This is a genomic window from Corynebacterium sp. BD556 (assembly GCF_038452275.1).
Classification (GTDB): Bacteria; Actinomycetota; Actinomycetes; order Mycobacteriales; family Mycobacteriaceae; genus Corynebacterium; species Corynebacterium mayonis.
Genome location: NZ_CP141643.1, coordinates 1,453,174 through 1,477,221, shown reverse-complemented (window position 1 = coordinate 1,477,221; position 24,048 = coordinate 1,453,174). Strand labels below are relative to the sequence as shown.

Sequence of the window (24,048 nt, the reverse complement as noted above, 5' to 3'; positions counted from 1 at the left end):
TGGACACGCTGAAACCAGCATTTCGCTGGGGAAGTGAGGTACCTTTCCACCATGCCACGCAAGACCTACACCGAGCAGTTCAAGCGTGACGCAGTGACGTTGTACGAGTCGACCCCTGGAGCCACGATCAACGCGATCGCCTCCGATCTCGGGGTCAACCGCAACTCCCTGCGCACCTGGCTCGACGCCTTCGGCACCGGCACCAAAACCAACGCCAACGGTGAAAAAGTCGCCAGCCCGATCGCCGCAGCCAACAGCGAACGTACTCCTGCTCAAGGACTCTCCGATGCCGAACGCATCCGCATGCTGGAACGCGAAAACGCCACGCTACGGGAAGAACGAGAGATCCTGCGCAAGGCGGCCAAATATTTCGCGGAAGAGACGAACTGGTGAACCGCTTTCAGTTCGTTGATGACCACCGAGACTTCTACGAGGTCAAGCGGTTATGTGAGGTCCTGAAGATCAACCGGTCCTCCTACTACAAGTGGAAATCTGCTGCTCCTGCCCGCCGGCGACGCCTCGTCGCTGACGCGGCGCTGGGAGCGAGGATCAAGGCCGTGTTCACAGCTGAGAACGGCTGTTACGGGGCGAAACGCATCACAGCGGCCATCAACTCGGATCCGACCAGCGATGATCGCCTCAATCACAAGCGCACCGCCAGGCTGATGCGCCAGATGGAATTGTTCGGCTACACCAAGAAACGCCGCGTAAAGACCACGGTGTCTGCGAAACGCGCTCCGACGTTTCCGGATCTGCTCGCACGCCGTTTCACCGCGGAGAAACCAAACACGGTCTACGTCGGCGATATCACCTACCTCCCGATTGCAGATGGGTCGAATATGTACCTGGCGACGGTCATCGACTGCTACTCGCGGCAGTTGACCGGTTTCGCGATCGCCGTCCACATGCGTACGGAGTTAGTTGAAGAGGCTTTGATGATGGCTTACGGGATCCGTGGCGGGCTTGACGGAGCGATTTTCCACTCCGATCATGGCAGTGTATACACCTCTGATCGGTACCGAAGACTATGTGAACGTCTCGGTGTTACCCAATCGATGGGAGCAATTGGTACCAGCGCGGATAATTCTCTGGCGGAGTCGTTCAACGCCACGTTGAAACGGGAAGTCCTTCAAGATGCACCTGTTTTCGCCAGTCAGCTGGTGTGTCGCCGGGACGTGTTCCAATGGTGCAGTCGCTACAACACCAAACGCCTGCACTCGAGGTGCGGCTATCGTTCGCCGAACGCCTTTGAATCTTCCGAAACAGCTATACTCAAAACCGCATCTGATTAAAACTCCGTGTCCACTTTCCGGGGTTCAGACCCGGCCAAGGCAACGGCAAGGTCAGTGGCGGTTTCTGTGATGCGCACACCTCCGACGGTGGCCACGTAGGCGTCTTTGTCGTTTGTGCGCTGCCCGCAGCGCGCCTGCAACACCGCCAACACCATGGGCACCCGGTTGAAATCCAGGCCGGTGACCACTCTGCGGGGGCTTTTGTTGACCGGGTCGACGGTCAGTGCCTGGACCTCGGCAAGCATTGGTCGCACACCATCCATGGCGACCGTCACCGCCGAACCATCCGGTGTTTGTCCCCGGTGGGACAGAAAAAGCCCGGAAGGGTCGGGAACTTCCCGGATGCCCCCGGCGGTTTGCTCGAAGCAGCCGACCTCATCGGTTGTGCCGAAACGGTTTTTTATCCCGCGCAGCATGCGCAGGCTCGACTGGCGGTCTCCTTCAAAGTTCAGCACCACATCAACGAGGTGTTCAAGCACACGTGGACCTGCCACATTGCCATCTTTGGTCACGTGCCCCACCAGAAGGATCGGCAGGTTAGTGGTCTTAGCCAAAGTGGTCAACGCAGCGGTAACCGCCCGTGACTGCGCTACACCGCCGGCTACACCTTCCACCCCGGGCGCGTGCATGGTCTGCACCGAATCCACAACCAGCAGCGAGGGTTTGAGTTTCTCGGCGTGCCCGAAGATGACGTCCAAGTTGGACTCCGCCGCCAAATACAGCGAATCTGCAAGCGCGGCGGTGCGCTCGGCACGGGCGCGCACCTGCCCGGCTGATTCCTCAGCGGTGACGTACAAAGCGGTGCGTCCTTCGTGTTTGGCCCAGCGCGAGGCGACCTCCAGAAGCAAGGTAGATTTTCCCACGCCTGGCTCTCCCGCCATGAGAACAACTGAGCCGGGCACCACACCGGAGCCCAGCACACGGTCTAGCTCCCCAATGCCCGACTTTATCGCGGCCGCTGCTGTCGCGTTGACGGCAGTAATCGGGGTAGCGGGCTGGCTCGGGATCAGCGCCTGGAGCGAAGTCGTGGCTCCAGCGGCGTTCCCAGTGGCCGCCACCAGTGGAGACTGCTCGTGCAAGGTACCCCAGGAACCGCAATCGGGGCAGCGGCCAAGCCACTTCGGGGAGGAGTAACCGCACTCGGAGCAGGTGTGCGAACTGCGCTGTTTCTTTGCCATGGCAACACCATAAAACACCACCCGGACATGTGCCCTGAGCAGCAAAAACCGCCGCATCAACGCAAAGAAATGATGCGGCGGCGGAAGAAAAAGCGGGAACTACTTGTGGGCTTCGCCGCGCTCGCTTTGGCCCGACTGGACGGTCGGGGCGGAGATGGTAGCGGTGACGTCGACAGTAGCCACATCGAACTTGAACTGGACCGGGACGTTGCCGGCGTAGGCAAAGTTCTTGTTCGGCAGGGAGGTGGTGACGTATTCGATGCAGTTACTGTCGGACTTCGGCATAGCCTCAAGCGCCTCGGCGGAATCCGCGACGAGGGAGCACTCGGAAGCGATCGTCGTAGAGCCATTCAACTGCACTGGGGTGCCATCGACGGTGACGGACTGCAGAATATGCGGCTCACGCTTGGTGTTTTGGTTGATGGCGGTGAACTTCAGGGCTGACTGGCCCTCCGAGTCGAGGACGACGGTGACATCATGCACCGCAACTTCCTCGTTGTCGCTGATGGCGCTGGCGCCGTCGACAGCCGCGACCTGCTCAGAGGTCTGAGTGATGTGGCCTGCGGAGCAACCGGCGAGTAGTAGAGCGGACGCAGCGATGGCGGAGACGGCGGCGGCCGGCTTCAGGGACTTCACGTGAGTGTCCTCCATACTTTTAGTTCACGTAATTATCTCCGTTTACCTTAACCCCTTGCGCCCCCGATTTCCCACTTTCGGCTAAGAGGTAGGGCCGGGGTCACATTTAGTGAAGGTAAATCGGGGGTAGGGGAGGCTTGAACAGCCCGCGGAAGGATATCCTGCACCGGCTTGAACCAGTGCGTGGTGCTAAAGTTGGGAGGCTGTAAACGCGTTTGTGTGCGCTTCGGTGGGGGCAGATTCCACCGGGGCGAGTCCGGGCAAGGAGAGTTAATGAAATTTAATGTCGGAGAAGTTGTCGTCTACCCGCACCACGGAGCGGCCCGCATCGCCGACATCGAGCAGCGCGAAATCGGTGGGCAGACACTCGATTTCCTCGTGCTGCAGATTCTCCACTCTGACCTGGAAGTTCGCGTCCCGGTGAAAAACACCGAGCTGGTCGGCGTGCGTGACGTAGTCAACGAGGACGGCCTGCAAAAGGTGTTCTCGGTGCTGAGGGAGACAGATGTGGAGGAAGCGGGCAACTGGTCGCGGCGCTACAAAGCGAACCAGGAACGCTTGGCCTCCGGCGACATCAACAAGGTCGCCGAGGTTGTGCGCGATCTGTGGCGCCGTGACCAGGGCAAGGGCCTATCCGCTGGCGAAAAGCGCATGCTGGGCAAGGCCCGACAGGTCCTCGTCGGTGAGCTGGCGCTGGCCGAACCGGTGGATGAGAAGAAGGCCGACAAAATGGAAGCTGAGATTGCCAAAATCATCGACGATCAGGTCAAAGCTGGCATTTCGCTAGATGCTGAGCTCAGCGCCGTGGCAGATGACGACGATGTTGACCTTGACGACTTAAGTTTCGACGACCGCGACGACACCGACCCCGACGACGAGAGATAGGACGGCCATGGCACGCCGCGTCTTCGGCGTCGTCGCGGCCGCCGGACAGGGAACGCGCCTCGGAGCGCAGCTGCCCAAAGCTTTCGTTGACTTAGCAGGCGAAAGCCTGCTTCAACGCAGTGTGGGTTGCCTGCTTGGATCCGGTTGCGTCGACCATGTCGTCGTCGTTGTTTCCGCGGAGATGGAGCACTTGGCTCGCGGGCAGCTCGCGGGAGCGCAAAACGTCAGCTTCGTTCACGGCGGAAAGGAGCGCGCCGAGTCCATCTTCAACGGGCTGCGCAGCTTGCCGGACGAAGATGCCGTGGTGTTAATTCATGACGCTGCGCGTTGCCTGACCCCACAGGCTGTGATCCGCCGGGTGGCTGAGGCCGCCGCGAGCGCCCCGGCTGTCATCCCGGTTGTTGCGGTGGCCGACACCATCAAAAAAGTCGATGGTGATGTCGTGGTGGACACACCAGCGCGAGCGAGCCTGCGGGCGGTGCAAACTCCCCAAGGTTTCGACCTAGCGGCGTTGTTGAAGGCCAACGAGGCGTATTTCGCCGCTGAGCGTGGCGGCAGTTTCGTGCCCACCGATGACGCGAGTTTGATGGAGTGGTTCGGGGTGCCCGTCGTCACCGTCGAGGGCGACCCGTTGGCTTTCAAAATCACCACCCCGCTGGACATGCGGCTGGCGCGTACCTTGCTGCAAGTACCGTAGGGGACATGACTAATCTTCGCGTTGGCAACGCTTTCGACGCCCACCAGATCGAGCCGGGGAAACCATGTTGGATCGCTGGCATTTTGCACGAGGGTGCCGACGGCTGCGAGGGGCACTCCGACGGGGATGTTGTCAGCCACGCCGTGGTCGACGCGGTACTTTCCGCTGCGGGTTTGGGCGATCTGGGTTCCTTCGTGGGCGTCGGCCGCCCCGAGTACGAGGGGGTAACTGGTGTGCGTTTGCTGAAAGAACTCAAAGAGTTGCTGCGCTCTCAAGGGATCACCGTGGTCAACGCTTCCGCCCAGTTAATCGCCCAGACGCCGAAGATGGGCCCGGTGCGTCAGCACGCTGAGCGGGTGCTCTCCGAAGCGCTTGGGGCGCCGGTGTCTGTTTCGGCGACGACAACAGACCACATGGGTTTTACCGGTTCCGGGCAGGGCCGGGCGGCGATCGCCACCGCCCTGGTTGAACTAAGCTCAGGCAGGTGAATACCGGCATGGTTGACTTTCCGCAAAAGATCTACGACACGGCGACGCGCAGCCTGCGCGACTTCGAGCCGATCAGGCCTGGACACGTCTCGATGTACGTGTGCGGGGCGACGCCGCAGTCCTCCCCCCACATTGGGCATTTACGTTCCGGGGTCGCCTTCGACATTGTGCGCCGTTGGTTTCTCGCCCAGGGCTACGATGTTGCTTTTGTCCGTAATGTCACCGACATCGACGACAAGATCTTGGACAAGGCGAAGGCCAACAACCGCCCCTGGTGGGAGTGGGTTTCCACCTACGAGCGTGAGTTCACCCGCGCCTATGACACGCTGGGTGTGCTGCCGCCTTCGGTGGAGCCTCGGGCGACGGGACATATCACCCAAATGGTTGACTACATGCAGCGATTGATCGCTCGCAATTTCGCCTATGAGGCGCAAGGGTCCGTGTATTTCGATGTGGAAGCGTGGGTGCGCGCCGCCGGCTCCGACTACGGCTCGATCTCCGGCAACAAAGTCGAGGAGATGGAGCAAGGCGAGGGTGAGACTCACGGCAAACGCGGCAGCCACGACTTCGCCTTGTGGAAGGCCGCGAAGCCAGGTGAGCCGAGCTGGCCCACGCCGTGGGGGATGGGCCGCCCGGGTTGGCATCTGGAGTGCTCCGCTATGGCTACGTGGTACTTAGGTGGGAGGTTCGACATCCACGGTGGCGGGCTCGACTTGCAGTTCCCACACCACGAAAACGAGCAGGCGCAGTCGCACGCCGCGGGCGATGGTTTCGCTAATTTTTGGATGCACAACCACTGGGTCACCATGGCCGGCGAGAAAATGTCGAAGTCTTTAGGCAACGTGCTTGCCATCGACAACATGCTTGAGGTGGTTCGCCCGGTGGAGCTGCGCTACTACCTCGGCTCGGCGCACTACCGCAGTGTGCTTGAGTATTCGCCGGAAGCCCTGCAGGAAGCGGCGGCGGGTTACCGCCGCATCGAGGATTTCGTCGTGCGCGCCGGGGCACCAGAGCCCACCTCGTGGACGCAGGATTTCGCGGCGGCGCTTGCCGACGACTTCGCCGTGCCGCGCGCCCTCGCAGAAATTCACCGCACAGTACGGGAAGGAAACAAAGCCCTCACCGGCGGGGAGGACGAACGAGCCCGGGATATCGCCGCGCAGGTCCGGGCCATGGCCGGTGTGCTCGGGGTAGACCCAGGCAAGTGGGGCAGCCAGGCGTCGACAAGCGATGCCGCCGACACCGCCCTCGACGTGCTGGTGCGTGCAGAGCTTCAACGACGCACCGCAGCGCGTGCCGCGAAGGATTGGGCAACCGCAGACGAGGTGCGCGACCGTCTCACCGCCGCCGGCATCGACGTGACCGACACCCCGAACGGCCCACAGTGGGCACTGAAAAACCACAACTAGGAAGTAAACAATGGCGAAACCGTATCAGCGCCCCGACAAGATCAAGACCAACAAGAAAGGCGCCACAAAAGGCTCCGGTGGACAACGCCGCCGCGGCCTCAAAGGCAAAGGGGCGACCCCGAAAGCCGAAGACCGCGTCTACCACTCCGCCCACAAACGCAAACTGGAGCGGGAAAGGCGCGCATCCGGGCGCCACGAACGCGAAACCCCCGACCTCGTTGTCGGCCGCAACCCTGTAGTGGAGTGCCTCCACGCCAAAGTCCCCGCCGAAGCCCTTTTCGTCGCCCAAGGAACCGGCCACGACGACCGCCTCAGCGAGGCAGTCACCCTGGCCAACTCCAAGGCCATCCCCGTCCACGAGGTGCCACGGCGCGACCTAGACGCCATGACCGGCAACGGCATGCACCAAGGCATCGGTTTGAAAATCCAGCCCTACAAATACGCGGATGTCTTTGACTTAATTTCGGGCGTCGCCGACCGCGGCGAGACCGGCATGTTCGTCGTGCTGGACAACATCACCGACCCGCGCAACCTCGGCGCGGTCATCCGCTCCACCGCTGCCTTTGGTGGACACGGAGTGATCATCCCCGAGCGTCGCTCCGCACAGGTCACCGGCGTCGCCTGGCGCACCTCCGCGGGCACTGCCGCGCGCCTGCCTGTGGCCAAGGCAACCAACATCACCCGCATGATTAAGCAGTTCAAGGACAACGGTTACATGGTTGTCGGACTCGACGCCGGCGGCGAGCACACCCTGGACAGCTTCCACGCAGCCACCGACCCAGTGGTCATCGTGGTCGGATCAGAAGGCAAGGGCATTTCGCGCCTCGTGCGGGAGAACTGCGATGTGATCATGTCCATCCCCACCGCAGACTGGGTGGAATCGCTCAACGCCTCCGTCGCAGCAGGTGTCGTGCTCAGCGAGTTCGCCCGCCAGCGCCGCGTGGCTAAATAGGCAGCTACAAGTCGAAAAAATCCGCCACGAGCTGGGCACCAACAACTTTGTTGGTGCCCGGACCGATGCGCGGATGAAGCTTCTGCGGGGAAGGCACCAGGTGGCCTACACCGCGCAAAGACACCAGCTTCACATCAGCTTCACCGCCGGTCCACCTGTCCACAGCCACCACCTCGCCGTCCGGCCCGCGACGGTGTTCGGTGCAGCCGTTGAGGGCAGCGAAAAACTCAGCCGAAGCGCGCGCCGAACGTACCTCGCCACGGTGAGCCACACTGCCGCCCGCGATCCCACCGGCAAAAGGCACGATGGGATCCGCGGTGCCGTGCACTGTCAACACCGGCACGGGCAAATAGTCTGAGGTATCGCTCAAACAGTTGCCAGCAGTGGGCATGGGGGCACCGAAAAGGGCGGCGCCGTGGAAGGTGCCGGGGGCGTCGAAAAGCATCCGCATGAGCATCTGGCCGCCGTTTGAAAAACCGCAACCAATCACGCGCCGGGGCGAATAGGACTCGATGAGCGCGCCGATAAAACCGACGTCGTCGACCTGCAACAGACGCGCTGACTCAGCGAAGTCGCGGCGCAAATCGTTGAAATGGTGCCCCACCCCGTCGGGGTAGAGCACTGTGCAGCCGCGCCGCGCCAGCTCGTCAAACGTGCCGCCGGTGAAGGCACGCGCAACGTTGGATGACTGCCGGGAACCATGCAGAAAAACAACCAGGGTGTCGGACTTGCCACCGGCGACTTCGAGCCAGGTGCGCTCCCGCTTGTCCCACATCATTAAGCGGCGTTGCACATTCATAACCCAACCCTAAACAGCCGGAGAAATCCGCCTCGCGCGTAGCCCCCCAATGCCGCGGCAGATCACAAAAATGGCAAAAGAGATGAAAGAAACCACAACGCTGATCGGCAGACCCGGCGCCAGGGACAGCAACACACCGCCAACCGCGGCGAGTTCGGCGAAAAGAACCGACCAGAAAACAACGGCGATCGGGTTGGCGGAAATCGACACCGCGCTCGCGCCGGGGGCGATAAGAAGCGCCATGACCAACAACACACCCACAATTTGCACTGTCTGCGATGCGGTCAGACCCAAAAGCAACGCGAATACGACCGCCATGGTTTTAACAGGAACCCCGGAGGCGGCGGCCATCTCCGGGTCTGCAGAAGCAAACAGCAGGGGGCGCCACAGCACCGCCACCGAGACGACCACGAGCGCCGCCACTGCGGCGAGGGTGCGCACACCTGCGTCGGACACGCCGACGATCTGGCCGGTCAGCAGCGCCATCGCCTTGGTCGAGTTGCCGGGATACAGGTAGAGAAAAAGTACGGACAGGCCCATGCCGAAGCTCATCACCACGCCAATAGCGGCGTCGTCACCGCCGCGGCGACCCAAAAAGACCAACAATAAGGCCGCGGCGATCGAACCCGCGATCGCTCCCATACTCAAATTGAACCCGAAGAAAAGGGCTGCGGCCGCTCCCATCAGGGCGAGCTCGGAGGTGGCGTGGACCCCGAAAGACATGTGGCGCAGCACCACCAGCGGCGCCATGACGCCGGAGACTCCGCCGAGCAGGGCCGCCGCGACCAAAGAGGAGGCGACAAAGTCGTAGCCCAAAAGGTGGCGGGTTTGCTCTACTGCATCCATAAGGGAGCTAAGCATCTAGACAATCACCGTCTTCCCGCGCACCTGCATGACATCCACAGGGCAGCCATAGAGCTCGCTTAACACCTCGGAGCGCAGCACCTCATCTGCAGGGCCGAGGACATGTCCACGGGGACCTATGTAAAGAATGCGGTCTACAAGCTCCAAAACGGGATCTATGGAGTGTGTGACCATGAGTACGGCGGCGTCGAGGGAGTGGAACCTTTCGGCGGTTTCGCGTTGGCGGGAAACGTCGAGGGAGAGGAAAGGTTCGTCGGCAAGCAAAAGGTCGGGTTGGTTCGCCATCGCCTGCGCTTGGCGCACAAGCTGCTGCTGGCCTCCCGAAAGAGTTCCCACCCGCTGTTTCGCGAGGTGGCCTGCGTTGACGAAGTCAAGCACCTCATTGACGTCGCTGCGCCGCGCCGTGCTCCGCCCGAACAGACCAGCGCCGACAACGCCGTGGTTAAGCGCCAGGGAAACGAGGTCGCATGCCCGGAGGGGAAGATCAGGCGGAAACGTCCGCTGCTGCGGGATGTAGCCAATGCGCCCGGCGACCTCCACGCTGCCGGAGGTGAGTTTGCGGGTGCCAGTCAATACGTTGAGCAAGGTGGATTTTCCGGAGCCGTTGGGCCCCAAAATAGCCACCATTTCCCCACGTTTGAGTTCTAGGTTGAGGTTTTCCCAAAGCGGGGAGACGGTGGCGTTGCGAAGCCGTGCTATCACGCGGCGGCCTTGGCGATGTTGTCGACCACCTTTTCGAAGTAGTTGAAGAAGTTCTCGCCGTTTGGAGGGGTTTCGTGGACCTCGACAACGGGCACGTCGGCTTCCTCGGCGGCGTCGACGATGCGCTGCGCCGAGCCGTTGGGGCTTTGCGGGTTGGAGATCACCACGTCGATGTCGCCGGCCTTGATCGCGTCAATGAACTCAGCTACTGCCGCGCTCGACGGTTCAGTGTGGTTTAAGGCAGCCGAGCGGTAGGACTGCGGTGTGACCAGCTTGAGGGTGGATTCTTCCAGTAATGCGTCGGCGATCGGGTGGACCTGGGCGATTCGGGCGGCGGGAAGCGCGTCGATCTTCTGCTTGATTGTCATGAGGCGCGCGTCGAGACTGTCGGTGTTCTTTCCGGTTTTCTCGGCGATCTTCGCGCCCATCTTGGCGACGTTTACGGTCGAGTACCAGGTGTGCTCGTTCTCGCCGTGATCACGGTCGTCATCGTTATCGTCATCGCCCTCGTCACGTTTAGCGTCGTCGTGGTCGTGGTCACCGGCGTCGTCGTGGTCACCGTCGTGGGTGTCATCACCCTCGGCACGGTTAGCGTCGTCGTGGTCGTGGTCACCGTCGTCGTCGTGGTCGTGGTCACCGTCGTTGTCGTGGTCGTGGTCACCGTCGTCGTCGTGGTCGTGGTCACCGGCGTTGTCGTGGTCGTGGTCACCGGCGTCGTCGTGGGCGTGGACTCCGGTCAGCGGGAGAGAGGAGATGATCTTGCTCGGATCGACGTCCTGGTAAAGGGCGGCGTCGTAGCCACCGCCGTTGGCGATGAGCAGGCTGGCGGAGGCGATTTTGGCGCGGTCCGTTGCGGTGGGCTCATAGTCATGTGGGTCTGTGGAGGAGTTGGCGATCACGGCCTCAACCTCCGTGCCGAGTACTTCGCTGGCGACATCCGCCCACACCTTCGTGGTGGCCACGACGCTAGCTTCGGTCGTTTCCTCGCTCGCTGCGGGTGCGGGATTTTCACCGGCGGGTGAACATGCCGAGATGGCAATGGCAGTGACCGTTGCGGTGAGCGCGCCCGCTAATGCGCGCAGTGGATTGTTCTTGGGCATAGTTTCGATTAGAACACTGCCGGGAATAATTTTCAATTAGAACGCATCGGCTCCTCCCGCAGCATTGTTTATACGATGGGACGCATGCCGCATCGTCGTGCCCGCAGTGCCCCCCGCGCCACCCTCGCCTCGTTGGCGAAGGAACTCGGTGTTTCCCGCACGACGGTGTCTAACGCCTACAACCGCCCCGACCAGCTTTCGCCGGAGTTGCGCGCACGTATTCTCGAAACTGCCCGCAGTGTCGGCTACGCGGGCCCTAACCCGACAGCGCGTTCTTTGCGCACCCAGCGCGCTGGCTCCGTCGGCGTTATCTTGACTGAGAGGCTCTCCTACGCTTTCGAGGACCAGGCTTCCGTCGATTTTTTGGCCGGCCTGGCGGTGGACAATGATTTCTTTCTCACCCTCATACCTTTGGGGCCGGAGGCGCAGAGTTACCGCCACCCCGATGTTGTCTCCAGCGCGATCGTCGACGGCTTCGTCGTCTATTCTGTGCCCGCCGGGGACCCGCACCTGCAATCGGCGCGCCACAGTGGTCTGCCCGTGGTGGTTTGTGACCAGCCCGCCAATTTGCATGGCGTGTCTTACGTGGGCATTGATGATTTCGGCGCTATTCAGCCGGCGGCTCGCGCGCTTGTCGACGCCGGCCACACCCAAATCGGCATCCTCACCAAACGCCTGTTTTCCGCTCCGCGCGACGGCCATGTTTTTGCCTGGGAGGTTCCGGGATCTGACATGCACGTTCAGCGCGACCGGGTGCGTGGCGCCCTTGAGGTTTTCCGCGATGCCGGTTTAGGCGATATTCCGATAGTCAATCGGCATTTCAACGACCTCGCTTCGGCTGCCGACGGAGCCCGGGAGCTAATTGGTTCCCATCCGGAACTATCCGCCGTGCTGTGTACCACGGATTCGATGGCGTTGGGTGTTTACGAGGCTTTTCGCGAGCGCATTCCCCATGATTTGTCAGTGACCGGCTTCGACGGTATTGCCCCGGCGCGTTCGTTGGGTTTGACTACCGTGCAGCAGTACAACCACGGCAAGGGGGAGCAGGTGGGCAAACTTTTGCACTCGCAAATCACCGACGAAGCGGAGGCGACGGAGCAGATCATCTTGCCGACCCGTTTCATGCCCGGTAGCTCTATTGCGCCTCCCGGCGGGCGCGGGCCAACCTAGTCAGAAACAGCGCCATTTCTGGCACCCCAGCCAGGCGGTTGGGGGCCACCGACTCTTTCGGGCCTACCTTGATGCCCACATCGTGAGGACCCAGTCGCGCGAGGGCAGTTTCGTCGGTGGTGTCATCCCCGGCAAAGAGTGTGGTTGAAAAACCAGTTTTGTACTCCGCGAGCCAGTCTCCTTTGGTCACGTCCAAGGCGGAGAACTCGACGACGTTGTGGCCCTGTGTCACCGGCCGACCATGGCTGTTAATCTCCGTTGCGCGTTGGAGTAGTGCGCGTGCGGCGGCAGGATCTTTCGCGGCCAGGGCGGCCACATGCATCACCCGCTGGTAGGGTTTGATTTCCACGAACGCAGGCGGCACAACAATTGATGTAAGTTCGGCCTCAATTTGGTCGAGGTAGGCGGCGTCTGCGGGGGAAAGCGGGGGGCCGCCGGAGGTGGGCTCAGCGCCATGGCAGCCCACCAGCACCACCGGTTCGCGCAGGGGGAAGACTTGACGCAAACCCTCCAGGTGGCGGCCACTGAGCACCGCTACTTGCGTGCGGGGCAAAGCTGAAAGCTCCGCGATGGCCTTCAGGGCAGCCGGGTGGGCGCGGGAGTCCATGGGGTTGGTAACAAGCTCGGAGATGGTGCCATCGAAATCCAGGCACACCAACAGGGAGGGCGCTTGGGCCAGCGCCGCAATGACCTCTTCGAGCTCCTTCATAGCGACATCAGACGGATTGAGGGCGGGTTAATTGCATCACTTGCGGCGGTGAGCAGCATTTCGTTGTCGCTCATGTGGCGCAGGACGAACTCGGCGTCGGGGGTGAGGAGTTGCTTCAAGGTGGCGTCGACAAGCTCTGTGCCCCCGCTGCAACCTTCGTCTGTCGCACCGTATTCGACCGTTTCCAACCTGATGCGCTCCTCGCGCGCATCAATGGTGGCGCGCAGCGGGGTGCAGCCGGTGAAGCCTTTGACTTCTTGCCCACCCATAATGAAATAAGCCTTGCCTGCGGCGTCGGCGGGTAAGGCGCCTGGCGTGTTCGGGTCGGTATATAGTGCGACGATCTGCCAGGTTTCCCCGCGCTTTTCCGCGGAGCAGCCCGCCACCGTGAGCGCAGCAGCGAGCGCGGCGGCAGAGAAAAGCCGTGTTGTTTTCACAGCGCCTCCAAAAAGGAAGCAGCCCATTTGTCCACGTCGTTGTCTTTGACCTGCCGGTACATCTGGCGCATCGCTTCCGGCGCACCGTCCACGGCGCGCAAGATTGCTTCCTCCACGGATTCTAGGTCGAAAGGGTTGCACAGAAAAGCCTGCTTGAGCTCGACGGCGGCGCCTGCGAACTCGGAGAGCACCAACGCCCCGCTACCGTCCGGGTGGCAGGACACATACTCCTTGGCCACCAGGTTCATCCCGTCTTTGAAGGGGGTGACAAGCATGACGTCGGCGGCGGAATAGAACACGCCCAACCGCTGCTTCGCCACCGGCCGGTGAATGTAGTGAACGACGGGGCGCCCCACCTCCCCGAAGCGGCCGTTGATCCGCCCGACAGCTTCCTCGACTTCGCGCCGTGTCTCTTGGTAGCTGTCGATGCGCTCGCGGGAGGGGGTGGCGAGTTGGATGAAGGTGGCGTCGGAAAGCTTGCCTTGTTCAAGTAGCCTTTCTACCGCCAGCAGCCGCTGCAAGATCCCCTTGGTGTAGTCGAGGCGGTCCACGCCCAGCATCAGCGTGCGCGGATTGCCCACCTCGGCACGCAGCTTATCGACGTCACCTTGCGCCCCACGCCGCACCGCCTCCGGATCGATGGAGATGGGGAAAGTCCCGGAGCGCGGCAAACCCTCACCGACGAGTGCGCGGAAGTTCTGTTCGTCCTCGGCACGCTGGAAACCGATCAGATCGCAGCCAGCCAGACCTGTGGTGATTTCTTCGCGCCACGGCAACTGGCGGAACAAATCGGGGGCGGGGAAAGGAATGTGCAGGAAAAACCCGATGGTCAAATCTGGCCGCATTTCGCGCAAAAACCCGGGCACGAGCTGAAGCTGATAGTCCTGCACCCACACCACCGCACCGTGCTCGGCGGCCGCGCACGCCGCCTCCGCGAAACGACGGTTAACGTCGCGGTAAGCCTCCCACCACTGCGCTTTGTAGTCGGGTGCAACGATCAGGTCGTGGTAGAGCGGCCACAGGGAAGAATTGGAAAAACCCTCGTAGAAGTTTTCGTAATCGTCGCTGTCCAAGGTGACGGGGCGCAGGTCTATGCCCTCAAAGTCGAAAGGTTCGACCTTCAGATCGACCTCGCCAGGCCAGCCCACCCAGCAACCCTTGTGCGCCCGCAGCACGGGGGCCAGGGCCGCTACCAGTCCTCCCGGGGAGGCCTCCCAGCCTTCGCCGGAGCTGGCACGATCCACTGGGAGGCGGTTGGACACCACCACAAAACGGTTCGCGCCAGTTGCAGCTCCAGTCATCGCGTCGTCCCAGCTTAGGACTTCGTCGCTTTCTTGGTGGTTTTCTTCTTCGTGGCTTTCTTGGTGGCTTTCTTTGTTGCTTTCTTCGTGGCTTTCTTGGTGGCCTTCTTTGTTGCTTTCTTGGTGGCCTTCTTTGTTGCTTTCTTCTTGGTCGCCTTCTTGGCCGCGCCAGAGGTCTGCTCGTCCTCCGACGGAATGACCGCCTCGGCGTACTTCTTGTAGACGAAGCCGCGCGGTTCCACGCCCAACATGGACATCAAGGTCACACCGTCGAAGAAGTCCTCGGCGTAGGTGGCCACGATCCGCCGAGCGCCGGAGGCTGTCTGCTCCTCAACCGTGTGGAGGGCCTCGGGGGAGGGGCGAGAATCGGTGATCTTAGGTGGCACTGAAAGCTACTCCTTCTTAAAGACTATGCACTTAGCCGAAATAGGGCCCGGCTCAGGCCCTCCCATCCTACGCTACTTCGGTGCAGCTTCGGGCGCGGGCCGGCGGCGCCGGCGACCACGCGCCGCCTGCTCGGCACGGCGGATCTGTTGGAAAGTGACACGGCCAGCGCGGCGGAAAGCCGAATACGGGGTGAAAATCTGCGGGCGGCGGATTCGACGGGCGACCCATTCGCCCAACACCACGCCGCTAGCCAGCGCCATACACGTGCCCACGGCGACGGCCAAGTTGGTCAGCCCCACAACCATCTGCTCATTGAGGATGGCGTACATGCCGCGGTAAATGCCGGAGCCAGGCAAAAATGGGGTAACACCCGCCACCGCAGTGATCACCGGGTTGATCAAAAAGCGACGCGAGATCAAACCACCAGCTAAACCGACCGCAGTGGCGCAGGCAAAAGTGGCCAAAATACGCCCCGTACCCAAAGGCAACAAGAACACGTAGTACATGGTGGAGCCAGCCAGCGCCGTCGCCGCCGAAACGAGCACGGCTGGCCGCTCAGCGAAACTAGTTACCGCAAAAGCCGCGGCAGCGACCGCACTTCCGACCACGCGCACCGCAGCCGAACCAAACGTCGGGGTGCCCAACATCGTCTCCAGTGGGGGCAGGCCCACCCCGAACAGCTCGTAAACACTGATTCCAGTAGCCACGCCGGCGACAATGCCGCCGGTAAACAGCATCGTCTGGAAAAAGCGCGCCGAGGCCGTCACGGGCGAGCCGGTGATGCCGTCGAGAAGCGACTGCACCAGGGTCAAACCCGCCAGCAACACGACGATGCCAGTGGCAATGACCTGGCTGGGCACCATAGTCACCCCGAAAGAAGAGGAGAAATGGTAGAAAATCACCGCCGGCAACGTGGCTAAGAACCCGCCGATGCCGCAGTGGAAGAAATACGGCAAATCGTTGCGCGAGAGCACCTTGCCGATGCCCATAATGAGCGCCGCAGTCACCGCGCCGAGAAACGCCATGACCAACCCGCCGCCCAGCAAGATCGCCACGGCGGCACCCATGACCGCCCAGCCCGCCAAGAAGCGGGTGTTGCGCCACGGAATGTATTCGTTTTCAATCTCGTCGAGGATGCGCTCGGCGACATCAGGGGCGGTCGCACCTGAGCGGATCGAGCGGATCAGCCGGTCAACTTCCTGCAGCTTGTGGTAATTGTACGAAAAGTCGTTGACCACACGAAATACACTGACCGGCTGGCGCCGCTCCACACCGATGCTGGTGTGGATCGTCATGGTGTTCACGGTGATGTCCACATGGCAGTAATGCAAACCATACGAAGAAGTCACCGTGTGGATCTGCGCCTTAACGTCCGAACTTGTGGTGCCATTAGTGATCAAAATTGACCCAATGCGAGCAGCGATGTTCATCACCGCCGCGACCTGGGCAGGATCTGTCAGATCGACCGGGGCCAGCACAGACGGAGGGGGAGAAGTGCGGGCCTCGTCAATGGTTGCGACATTTCGCGATTTCTGCCGGAACCCATCCAGCACTGACCTAAACCTGTGCCCTGCGCCCGACTCTGCACCAGCCCCTGAAGTCCCTGTTCTCACACGCAAAACACTAGCCCGCGGGACCGTTTAACGCACCTACGGGGGGCCGTGTAAACTCTCGCATATTGCTGGAGTGGCGCAATTGGTAGCGCAACGCACTTGTAATGCGTAGGTTGCGAGTTCGAGTCTCGTCTCCAGCTCCACTTTTTCTCCCCGGCGGGAAGCGGGGGCGCCGTTAAGCGACGCGCATCACACAAACGCCTTCCGTCGGCGCTTAAGGTTTGTCCAGGTCAGCAAATCTATTCAATGCGACGCAAAGAAAAACCAACGCCCCAGTCTATACTCAGGGAATTGTCAGGGTGCCCGCGTTTACTGGTTTGGCAGTACATTGAAAGGGAGCAAAAGACATGGCAGACACCAACCTCGGCGTGAAGGTTCTCGTCGTCGACGACGAACCTAATATCGTCGAACTACTCACCGTTTCCCTGAAATTTCAGGACTTTGAGGTCGAAAGCGCACAATCCGGTGCCGAGGCGCTGAAGATCGCGCACGAGTTTCGCCCCGATGCTTACATTCTTGACGTGATGATGCCCGAGATGGACGGCTTTGAGCTGCTGGGCAAGTTGCGCGCCGAGGGCCTCGACGGGCCCGTACTTTTCCTCACCGCGAAGGACGCGGTGGAAGATCGCATCCATGGTTTGACAATCGGTGCCGACGACTACGTCACCAAGCCTTTCTCGCTTGAGGAGGTCATTACTCGCCTGCGCGTGATTTTGCGCCGCGGCAACGTCACCGACGGAGAAACCAACGACGGAACTTTGCGTTACGCGGATTTGACGCTTAACGACGACACCCACGAGGTGACCAAAGGCGACGAAATTATTGATCTGTCTCCGACCGAGTTCAACCTTTTGCGCTACCTCATGCTCAATGCGGAGGTTGTGTTGTCTAAAGCGAAGATCCTTGACAACGTCTGGCATTACGATTTCGGCGGCGACGGAAACGTCGTGGAGTCCTACATTTCCTATCTACGCCGCAAAATTGACACCGGCGATGTGCCCTTGATTCATACCGTACGCGGTGTGGGCTACGTGCTTCGCACCCCGCGTCAATAAGGGCATGCTTGAACACTTGGCTAGTTTGCGGTCCGGCCGCAGACTAGCCGGAGACTAGGCTGGGCCGAATGATCCGCACGACAAGTTCTTTGCTGGGCCGGACCACGCACCGCATGTCGCTGCAAAAGACACTGCCGGCAATCGTGCTGGCGGTGTCCATGCTGGCGATGACGCTGAGCTTTACCGCAGTGTATTTGCTGATGCGCGGTCTGCTTTATCAGCGCGCTGATGACCAGTTGCAGGTTGGGCTCGAAACGTGGGTGGGCCAGCCCGCCCCGTGGCCGAGCACAGGCGCGCCCAGTGAGTTCACCCAGTCGATTTACTACCCGGGCTTGAACAGGATGATCAACTTCATGCCTCGGGTTTATCCGCCGGATTACAGCCAGTTGGAGGGCTTTGGACCGCAGACTATCACCTCAGAAAAAACCGGGGGTGAGCTGCGTTACTACCGTGCGGTGGCGCGTTTCCAGGAAGATGGAAACATTCAGTACGTGGCTAAATCCCTGGACACGGAGCGCCGCCTTTTGACGTCCCTTGCCGTCATTGAGCTGGGCTTGGGTGGCATCGGATTGTTCTTTATTTTCTTCGCGGGCACCTATTCGGTGCGCCGCGCGTTGGCCCCGCTGCGCGAGGTGGAAAACACCGCCTTGGCGATCGCCGATGGTGACATCTCCCGCCGCGTGCCCGCTTGGCCCCGTGAAACCGAAGTGGGTAAGTTGTCTTACGCCGTAAATACCATGGTGGGCCAGCTGCAGGAATCCATTGAGGAATCTCGCGCCAAGGAGGAGCAGATGCGTCGCTTTGTCGGCGACGCCTCCCACGAGCTGCGCACCCCGCTGACCAGCATCCGCGGCTACACGGAGCTTTACCACAAAGGTATGGCCCCGGACGCAGATATGGTGTTGAACAAGATTGACCAGGAGTCCGGGCGCATGAAACTTCTGGTGGAGGATCTTTTGGCTCTGACCCGTGCGGAAGGCACCCGCCTGGATACGCGGGTGATCAACATGGTGGAGATCTGTCAGGCCGCCGCCGACTCTAGCTGCGCTGCTTTTCCTGAGCGCGAGATCCATGTCTACGACGATACGTTGGGCAAAGCGCTTGTCGACGGCGACCCGGACCGGCTCCACCAAGTCTTTATGAACTTGATTGCCAACGCCTTCAAGCACGGCGGTCCCCAGGCCCGCGTCAAGGTGACCGTGCGGCAGAACTTGGACAAGGTGTTTATCGATGTCACCGATGACGGGGTGGGTATGAGGCAGGAGGATGCTGAGCACATCTTCGAGCGCTTCTACCGCGCCGATTCTTCGCGCAACCGTGCTGGGGGCGGCGGTTCCGGGCTTGGCCTGGCCATCACCCGCTCATTGATTGAGCAGCATGGCGGGGTAATCAGTGTCGATTCCTCCCCTGGGCGCGGCTCTACCTTCACCGTTTCCCTGCCCATGGCCAGCAACAATTGACCTTGCCCGGCCCGCGTGGGATTAACGCCGCCCCGCCTCGTTGGTGCCCAGCTTCTCGCGCAGCAGCTGCGCGGCCTCGTCCATCTTCGCCTGGTCCGTCTGGTCGGCGGGCGTGACGTTGGCCAGGTTGTAGCCGGACATGTCGTTGGCGGGAAAGACGTGGATGTGCGCGTGGGGCACTTCGAAGCCGGCGATGAGGTAGCCGGCGCGCGCAGAACCGTAGGCGTCGATAAGTGCCTGTCCGATCTCTTTGGCCACCTCGTTCATGTGGGTCCACAGGGCGGGAGAGAGGTCGGTCCACTTGTCCACCTCCTCGACGGGCACAACGAGGGTGTGGCCGTAGGCGATCGGCTCGATGGACAAAAACGCAGCGACCGTCTCGTCGCGGTAGATGAAGCGGCCGGGCAATTGCCCGTTCAAGATCTTGGTGAATACTGTGCTCATGCCCGCCCAGGCTACCGGTAAGTTAGGGGCCATGCGCATCCTTGTTATCGGTTCGGGCGGCCGTGAACACGCCCTTCTGCATGGACTGGGCGGTGGCGAGCTGCACGTCGCGCCGGGCAACGCCGGGATGGCTTCGCTCGCTGAGGTCCACCCGGTGGACGTGGCCTCGCCGGAGTCGATCGTGGCGCTTGCTCGGGACATCGAAGCCGAGCTCGTGGTCATCGGCCCGGAGGTGCCGCTCGTCGCCGGAGCGGCGGACGCACTTACCGAAGCTGGCATCGACGTCTTCGGCCCGACGAAGGCCGCCGCCCAGCTCGAGGGCTCCAAGGCCTTCGCCAAGGAGGTCATGGCGGCGGCGGGCGTGCGCACGGCGTCGGCCACCAGCGTGCGCAAGCTCGGGGAGATCGAGGCAGTGCTCGACGAGTACGGCCCGAACTACGTGGTCAAAGACGACGGCCTGGCCGGCGGCAAGGGCGTGGTGGTCACCCAGGACCGCGCGGCTGCCGAGGCGCACGCCCGCGCCGTGATCGAGGCCGGCAACCCCGTCCTGTTCGAGTCCTTCCTCGAAGGCCCCGAGATCTCCCTGTTCTGCCTCGTCGACGGCGAAACCGTCGTGCCGCTGCTGCCCGCGCAGGACCACAAGCGCGCCCATGACAACGACGCCGGCCCCAACACCGGCGGCATGGGCGCCTACACGCCGCTGCCGTGGCTGCCGGACAACGGCGTCGAGCGTATCGTCGCCGAGATCGCCGAGCCCGTCGCCCGCGAGATGGTCGCCCGCGGCATCCCCTACCGCGGCGTTCTCTACGTCGGCGCCGCCTGGGGGCCGGAGGGCCCGGCTGTCGTCGAGTTCAACGCCCGCTTCGGCGACCCCGAGACGCAGCCCGTGCTCTCGCTGCTGAAAACGCCGCTTGTCGACGCCTTAACCGCCGTCGCCACCGGCACCCTCGCCCAGTTGGCCCCGCTTGAATGGGAGGACGGCTTTGCCGCCACCGTCGTGCTCGCCGCTGAGGACTACCCGGCCGCAACGCGCACCGGCGACGCGATTACCGGCGAGGGCCTCGACGACCCGGCCCGCATCCTCCACGCCGGCACCGCGCTGCAGGACGGGGTGCTTGTCTCCTCCGGCGGGCGCGTGCTCAACGCGATGGGCAAGGGGGCCACGCTGGAGGAGGCCGTCGATAAGGCGTACGAAGCTATCGGGAAGATCATGCTGCAGGGATCCTTCTACCGCCGCGATATCGCGCGCAAGGCGATCGAGGGCGACATCCGCGTGGACAGCTAAGTTCTGCTGGTCAGCGCAGCGTGCGATAATGACACCCGTGGCTGAAAAACCGATGAACGCGAATGTCCTGTCCAACCGCTACGCCTCGCCTGAGATGGCGACTCTGTGGAGCGCCGAGCACAAGATCATCCTGGAGCGCCAGCTCTGGGTCGCCGTGATGAAGGCCCAGCAGGGCCTCGGCGTGGACATTCCGGACGAGGCCATCGCCGCCTACGAGGAGGTGCTCGACCGGGTGGACCTGGACTCCATCGCCAAGCGCGAGAAGGTCACCCGGCACGACGTCAAGGCACGCATCGAGGAGTTCAATGCGCTGGCCGGCCACGAGCACATCCACAAGGGGATGACCAGCCGCGACCTGACCGAAAACGTCGAGCAACTGCAGATCGTCCGCGCCCTGGAGCTGACGCGCGACAAGGCGATCGCCCTGCTCAAGGCGGTGGGCAACCGCGCCGAGCAATACAAGTCGCTGGTCATGGCGGGTCGCTCCCACAACGTCGCGGCGCAGGCCACCACGCTGGGCAAGCGCTTTGCCTCTGCGGCGGATGAGATCCTGCTCGCCGTCGAGCGCATCGAACAGCTGCTAGGAACCTACCCGCTGCGCGGCATCAAGGGCCCGATGGGCACCGCCCAGGACATGCTCGACCTCATGGGTGGCGAGGAGGCGAAGCTTGCGCAGCTCGAAGCCCAGATCGCCCACCACCTCGGGTTCGCCCGCACCTTCGACTCGGTGGGCCAGGTCTACCCGCGCAGCCTCGACTTCGACGCCATCTCCGCCCTCGTCCACCTGGGTGCCGGGCCGTCGTCGCTGGCCACCACCATCCGGCTCATGGCCGGCAACGAGACGGTCACCGAGGGCTTCAAGGAAGGCCAGGTCGGATCTTCGGCCATGCCGCACAAGATGAACGCGCGCTCCTGCGAGCGCGTCGGCGGCTTCCAGGTCATCCTGCGCGGCTACCTCACCATGGTCGCGGACCTCTCCGGCCAGCAGTGGAACGAGGGCGACGTGTTCTGCTCGGTGGTGCGCCGCGTGGCGCTGCCGGATGCGTTTTTCGCCATCGACGGCCAGTTAGAGACTTTCCTGACGGTGCTCGACGAGTTCGGCGCCTTCCCGGCCATGATCAACCGTGAGCTGGACCGCTACCTGCCGTTTTTGGCCACGACCCGGATCCTCATGGCGGCGGTGCGCGCGGGCGTCGGCCGTGAGACCGCGCACGAGGTGATCAAGGAAAACGCCGTCGCGATGGCGCTGGACATGCGCGAAAACGGTGCGGAGCAGAACCTTATCGAGCGCCTCGCCGCAGACGAGCGCCTGCCGCTAGACCGCGCCGCCCTCGACGCCGCGTTGGCCGACCGTCACGTATTCATCGGGGCCGCCGAGTCCCAGGTCGACGCCGTGCTCGCGCGCATCCAGACGCTTGTCGACGCCCACCCCGATGCCGCAGGCTACACCCCGGGTGAGATCCTTTAGTTGCCCTCGAACCAGGTAACCGACTGCGCTGGCTGCGCCGGATTGCGCGGGCTGATCAGCGTATTTAGCCGCACCCCGGTGCCGACGATGCCGGGGTCGCGATGGCCCTCCCAGGTCACCACGGCTGTTTCGTAGGGGCGGCCTTTTTCGATGTCGGCGGTGTAGGCGGGGACCTGCTCGTCGGGGTTGAGTCCGCAGTACTGCTCCGCGCCAGTTTTGACGAAGTTGGCGTTGGTGCCGAAATCGTCGACAGGTGTGAGGGTGGGAAGCTCGACGGTTGTTGGAGCGTCGGAGCGGCCCAGGCCGGTGCCGAGCGGGGTGAATGTGACTTTAAAGCAGCGGAACTTTCGGATGGGTTCGGCTCTTTTCTCGTCGAAGTTTTGTGGGTCACGCCCGAGGTGCTCCGCGACCTCCCTGACCGTCAGCTCCTTTGGCGGGCCCACGGTGACCTCCCAATACACGGGGACGCCGGAGGTGAAGTTCGTCGTCACGATCTTCGCCGGTTCGTTGAATTGCAACGTGGCGCCGTCGTCGGTGGGTTTAAATCCTTCCGGCTGGTTGCGCAGCTCTGTGACGGGTTGGCTGTCTGCGGGGTCGACGGAGCCGCAGGCCGACAGGGCCAGCGGCAGGGCGGTGAGCAGCGCTGCGGCCAGTGGGCGAAAGGCAAAGACAACACGGCGGGGCTCGTACATGGCTTTTACTTTAAGCCACTACACCCGTGGGACTACTGCCGCCGTGGTGTTAAACGCTGGCTACCTGCGTGATCTCTTTGAGCTGGGGTAAACTCCGTCATCATGCGTCCAGAGCTTTCTGACTACGACCACCTGTCCGGCGGCAAGGTCCGCGAAATCTACGAGGTGGATTCTGACACCCTGCTGATGGTGGCCACCGACCGGATTTCCGCTTTCGACTTCTCGCTCGATCCGGAGATCCCGGATAAGGGCCGGGTGCTCACTGCAACGTCGATGTTCTTCTTCGACCTGCTGTCTGACGTCCCGAACCACCTTGCTGGCCCGATCGACGATGAGCGCATCCCCGAGGAGGTCCTCGGCCGCGCCCAGGTGGTCAAGCGCCTAGAGATGATCCCCTTTGAGTGTGTCGCCCGCGGTTACCTCACTGGTTCCGGCAAGAAGGAGTACGACAGCGAGGCCGCTGTGTGCGGCATCCAGCTTCCCGGTGGCCTCGTGGAAGCCTCTCAGTTGCCGGAACCGATTTTTACCCCGGCGACGAAAGCGGAGCAGGGCGACCACGACGAAAACGTGCCCTTTGACTATGTTGCTGACAAGTTGGGTACGGATCTTGCTGACAAGCTACGCAGCGCCACTTTGGATATTTACACCCGCGCCGCTGAGTACGCGGAGACTCGCGGCATCATCCTTGCTGACACGAAGCTTGAGTTCGGCCTCGACGAAAACGGCACGCTCGTGCTTGCCGACGAAGTCCTCACCCCCGATTCTTCCCGTTACTGGCCGGCTGACACGTATGAAGAGGGCCGTGTCCAGCCCAGCTTTGACAAGCAGTACGTGCGCAACTGGCTGACTGGACCGAAGTCCGGTTGGGACCCAGCCAGCGGTGTGGAGCCGCCGGAGCTTCCGGGTTCCGTCGTCGAAGCGACCCGCGACCGCTACGTCGAAGCGTACGAGCGGCTGAGCGGCAAGAAGTTTGCCAAGTGGCCGGGGGCCATGGCCTAGGCGTGACGTTGGCAGGCTGAACAGAC

The 24,048-nt window shown here is 62.3% G+C and carries 25 protein-coding genes and 1 tRNA gene; 13 read left to right on the top strand and 13 right to left on the bottom strand.

The genetic code is table 11. From position 1 onward, the window contains the following. The first annotated feature begins 51 nt into the window (after window positions 1–51). Window positions 52–1,292 (top strand): IS3 family transposase gene (locus VLL26_RS06995; RefSeq protein ID WP_342318167.1). Its coding sequence is split into 2 segments (ribosomal slippage): window positions 52–379 and window positions 379–1,292, totalling 1,242 coding nucleotides; the frame shifts between segments, so codons are not numbered across the junction. Here the strand turns inward: VLL26_RS06995 and radA are convergent. Both radA and VLL26_RS06985 read right to left on the bottom strand, forming a co-directional pair. Beyond that, window positions 1,289–2,470, bottom strand: a complete 1,182-nt coding sequence (gene radA / locus VLL26_RS06990; RefSeq protein ID WP_342318400.1) for a DNA repair protein RadA — start codon at window positions 2,468–2,470, stop codon at window positions 1,289–1,291. The genes VLL26_RS06995 and radA overlap by 4 nt on opposite strands. Window positions 2,471–2,569: 99 nt before the next feature. Next, a complete protein-coding gene (locus tag VLL26_RS06985; RefSeq protein ID WP_342318399.1) occupies window positions 2,570–3,121 on the bottom strand; it encodes a hypothetical protein in 552 nt (183 codons plus the stop codon). 258 nt (window positions 3,122–3,379) lie between these two features. Here VLL26_RS06985 and VLL26_RS06980 point away from each other — a divergent pair, with 258 nt between their 5' ends. Genes VLL26_RS06980 through rlmB form a run of 5 tightly spaced genes read left to right on the top strand, consistent with a single transcriptional unit; the run spans window position 3,380 to window position 7,537 of the window. Further along, entirely contained in the window at window positions 3,380–3,991 is a 612-nt protein-coding gene (locus VLL26_RS06980; RefSeq protein WP_342318398.1) for a CarD family transcriptional regulator, read from the top strand. Between the two features lie 7 nt (window positions 3,992–3,998). Then, window positions 3,999–4,688: a 2-C-methyl-D-erythritol 4-phosphate cytidylyltransferase gene (gene ispD / locus VLL26_RS06975; RefSeq protein WP_342318397.1), complete on the top strand. Its 690-nt coding sequence runs from the start codon at window positions 3,999–4,001 to the stop codon at window positions 4,686–4,688. Between the two features lie 5 nt (window positions 4,689–4,693). Continuing rightward, window positions 4,694–5,176, top strand: a complete 483-nt coding sequence (gene ispF / locus VLL26_RS06970; RefSeq protein ID WP_342318396.1) for a 2-C-methyl-D-erythritol 2,4-cyclodiphosphate synthase — start codon at window positions 4,694–4,696, stop codon at window positions 5,174–5,176. Between the two features lie 8 nt (window positions 5,177–5,184). Further along, a complete protein-coding gene (gene cysS / locus VLL26_RS06965; protein WP_342320174.1) occupies window positions 5,185–6,585 on the top strand; it encodes a cysteine--tRNA ligase in 1,401 nt (466 codons plus the stop codon). A gap of 10 nt (window positions 6,586–6,595) precedes the next feature. Further along, window positions 6,596–7,537, top strand: coding sequence for a 23S rRNA (guanosine(2251)-2'-O)-methyltransferase RlmB (gene rlmB / locus VLL26_RS06960; protein ID WP_342318395.1), 942 nt, complete (start codon window positions 6,596–6,598; stop codon window positions 7,535–7,537). A gap of 4 nt (window positions 7,538–7,541) precedes the next feature. On the opposite strand, the gene VLL26_RS06955 is transcribed toward rlmB, so the two are convergent. The 4 genes from VLL26_RS06955 to VLL26_RS06940 are packed head-to-tail and all read right to left on the bottom strand — an operon-like array spanning window position 7,542 to window position 11,002. Then, window positions 7,542–8,336, bottom strand: coding sequence for an alpha/beta hydrolase family esterase (locus tag VLL26_RS06955; protein WP_342318394.1), 795 nt, complete (start codon window positions 8,334–8,336; stop codon window positions 7,542–7,544). Between the two features lie 9 nt (window positions 8,337–8,345). Beyond that, a complete protein-coding gene (locus tag VLL26_RS06950; protein ID WP_342318393.1) occupies window positions 8,346–9,197 on the bottom strand; it encodes a metal ABC transporter permease in 852 nt (283 codons plus the stop codon). Further along, entirely contained in the window at window positions 9,198–9,902 is a 705-nt protein-coding gene (locus tag VLL26_RS06945) for a metal ABC transporter ATP-binding protein (protein WP_342318392.1), read from the bottom strand. Beyond that, window positions 9,899–11,002, bottom strand: a complete 1,104-nt coding sequence (locus VLL26_RS06940) for a metal ABC transporter solute-binding protein, Zn/Mn family (RefSeq protein ID WP_342318391.1) — start codon at window positions 11,000–11,002, stop codon at window positions 9,899–9,901. The genes VLL26_RS06945 and VLL26_RS06940 overlap by 4 nt, the downstream gene beginning before the upstream one ends. Before the next feature lie 84 nt (window positions 11,003–11,086). Here VLL26_RS06940 and VLL26_RS06935 point away from each other — a divergent pair, with 84 nt between their 5' ends. After that, window positions 11,087–12,172 (top strand): LacI family DNA-binding transcriptional regulator, encoded by a 1,086-nt coding sequence (locus VLL26_RS06935; protein WP_342318390.1) that lies wholly within the window; start codon window positions 11,087–11,089, stop codon window positions 12,170–12,172. On the opposite strand, the gene otsB is transcribed toward VLL26_RS06935, so the two are convergent. The 5 genes from otsB to thrE all read right to left on the bottom strand — a co-directional run bounded on the left by otsB (window position 12,138) and on the right by thrE (window position 16,559). Further along, window positions 12,138–12,881 carry a trehalose-phosphatase gene (otsB, locus tag VLL26_RS06930; protein ID WP_342318389.1) on the bottom strand — a complete coding sequence of 248 codons (744 nt, stop codon included), beginning with the start codon at window positions 12,879–12,881 and terminating at the stop codon, window positions 12,138–12,140. The two genes, VLL26_RS06935 and otsB, sit on opposite strands and share 35 nt — an antisense overlap. Beyond that, a complete protein-coding gene (locus VLL26_RS06925) occupies window positions 12,878–13,318 on the bottom strand; it encodes a hypothetical protein (protein WP_342318388.1) in 441 nt (146 codons plus the stop codon). Before VLL26_RS06925 ends, otsB begins: the two co-directional genes overlap by 4 nt. Then, complete coding sequence (locus VLL26_RS06920; RefSeq protein ID WP_342318387.1) at window positions 13,315–14,619, bottom strand: alpha,alpha-trehalose-phosphate synthase (UDP-forming); 1,305 nt, start codon at window positions 14,617–14,619, stop codon at window positions 13,315–13,317. Before VLL26_RS06920 ends, VLL26_RS06925 begins: the two co-directional genes overlap by 4 nt. A gap of 14 nt (window positions 14,620–14,633) precedes the next feature. Continuing rightward, window positions 14,634–15,005 carry a hypothetical protein gene (locus tag VLL26_RS06915; protein ID WP_342318386.1) on the bottom strand — a complete coding sequence of 124 codons (372 nt, stop codon included), beginning with the start codon at window positions 15,003–15,005 and terminating at the stop codon, window positions 14,634–14,636. Window positions 15,006–15,077: 72 nt separating this feature from the next. Next, a complete protein-coding gene (gene thrE / locus VLL26_RS06910; RefSeq protein WP_425292258.1) occupies window positions 15,078–16,559 on the bottom strand; it encodes a threonine/serine exporter ThrE in 1,482 nt (493 codons plus the stop codon). A 127-nt stretch (window positions 16,560–16,686) separates the two neighbouring features. On the opposite strand from thrE, the gene VLL26_RS06905 reads away from it, so the two are divergent. The 3 genes from VLL26_RS06905 to VLL26_RS06895 all read left to right on the top strand — a co-directional run bounded on the left by VLL26_RS06905 (window position 16,687) and on the right by VLL26_RS06895 (window position 19,134). Continuing rightward, window positions 16,687–16,762 (top strand) — tRNA-Thr (locus tag VLL26_RS06905). A gap of 204 nt (window positions 16,763–16,966) precedes the next feature. Then, on the top strand, window positions 16,967–17,674 hold the full coding sequence (locus VLL26_RS06900) for a response regulator transcription factor (RefSeq protein WP_342318385.1): 708 nt from the start codon (window positions 16,967–16,969) through the stop codon (window positions 17,672–17,674). Window positions 17,675–17,742: 68 nt separating this feature from the next. After that, window positions 17,743–19,134 (top strand): sensor histidine kinase, encoded by a 1,392-nt coding sequence (locus tag VLL26_RS06895; RefSeq protein WP_342318384.1) that lies wholly within the window; start codon window positions 17,743–17,745, stop codon window positions 19,132–19,134. Window positions 19,135–19,155: 21 nt separating this feature from the next. Here VLL26_RS06895 and VLL26_RS06890 read toward each other — a convergent pair whose 3' ends face one another. Then, on the bottom strand, window positions 19,156–19,578 hold the full coding sequence (locus VLL26_RS06890) for an HIT family protein (protein ID WP_342318383.1): 423 nt from the start codon (window positions 19,576–19,578) through the stop codon (window positions 19,156–19,158). 31 nt (window positions 19,579–19,609) lie between these two features. Here VLL26_RS06890 and purD point away from each other — a divergent pair, with 31 nt between their 5' ends. After that, window positions 19,610–20,863 carry a phosphoribosylamine--glycine ligase gene (gene purD, locus VLL26_RS06885; RefSeq protein WP_342320172.1) on the top strand — a complete coding sequence of 418 codons (1,254 nt, stop codon included), beginning with the start codon at window positions 19,610–19,612 and terminating at the stop codon, window positions 20,861–20,863. 28 nt (window positions 20,864–20,891) lie between these two features. Next, window positions 20,892–22,331: an adenylosuccinate lyase gene (gene purB / locus VLL26_RS06880; RefSeq protein ID WP_342318382.1), complete on the top strand. Its 1,440-nt coding sequence runs from the start codon at window positions 20,892–20,894 to the stop codon at window positions 22,329–22,331. On the opposite strand, the gene VLL26_RS06875 is transcribed toward purB, so the two are convergent. Beyond that, entirely contained in the window at window positions 22,328–23,023 is a 696-nt protein-coding gene (locus VLL26_RS06875; RefSeq protein WP_342318381.1) for a hypothetical protein, read from the bottom strand. The genes purB and VLL26_RS06875 overlap by 4 nt on opposite strands. A 102-nt stretch (window positions 23,024–23,125) precedes the next feature. Between VLL26_RS06875 and VLL26_RS06870 the strand changes: the two genes are divergently transcribed. Then, complete coding sequence (locus VLL26_RS06870) at window positions 23,126–24,022, top strand: phosphoribosylaminoimidazolesuccinocarboxamide synthase (protein WP_342318380.1); 897 nt, start codon at window positions 23,126–23,128, stop codon at window positions 24,020–24,022. The last annotated feature ends 26 nt before the right edge of the window (window positions 24,023–24,048 follow it).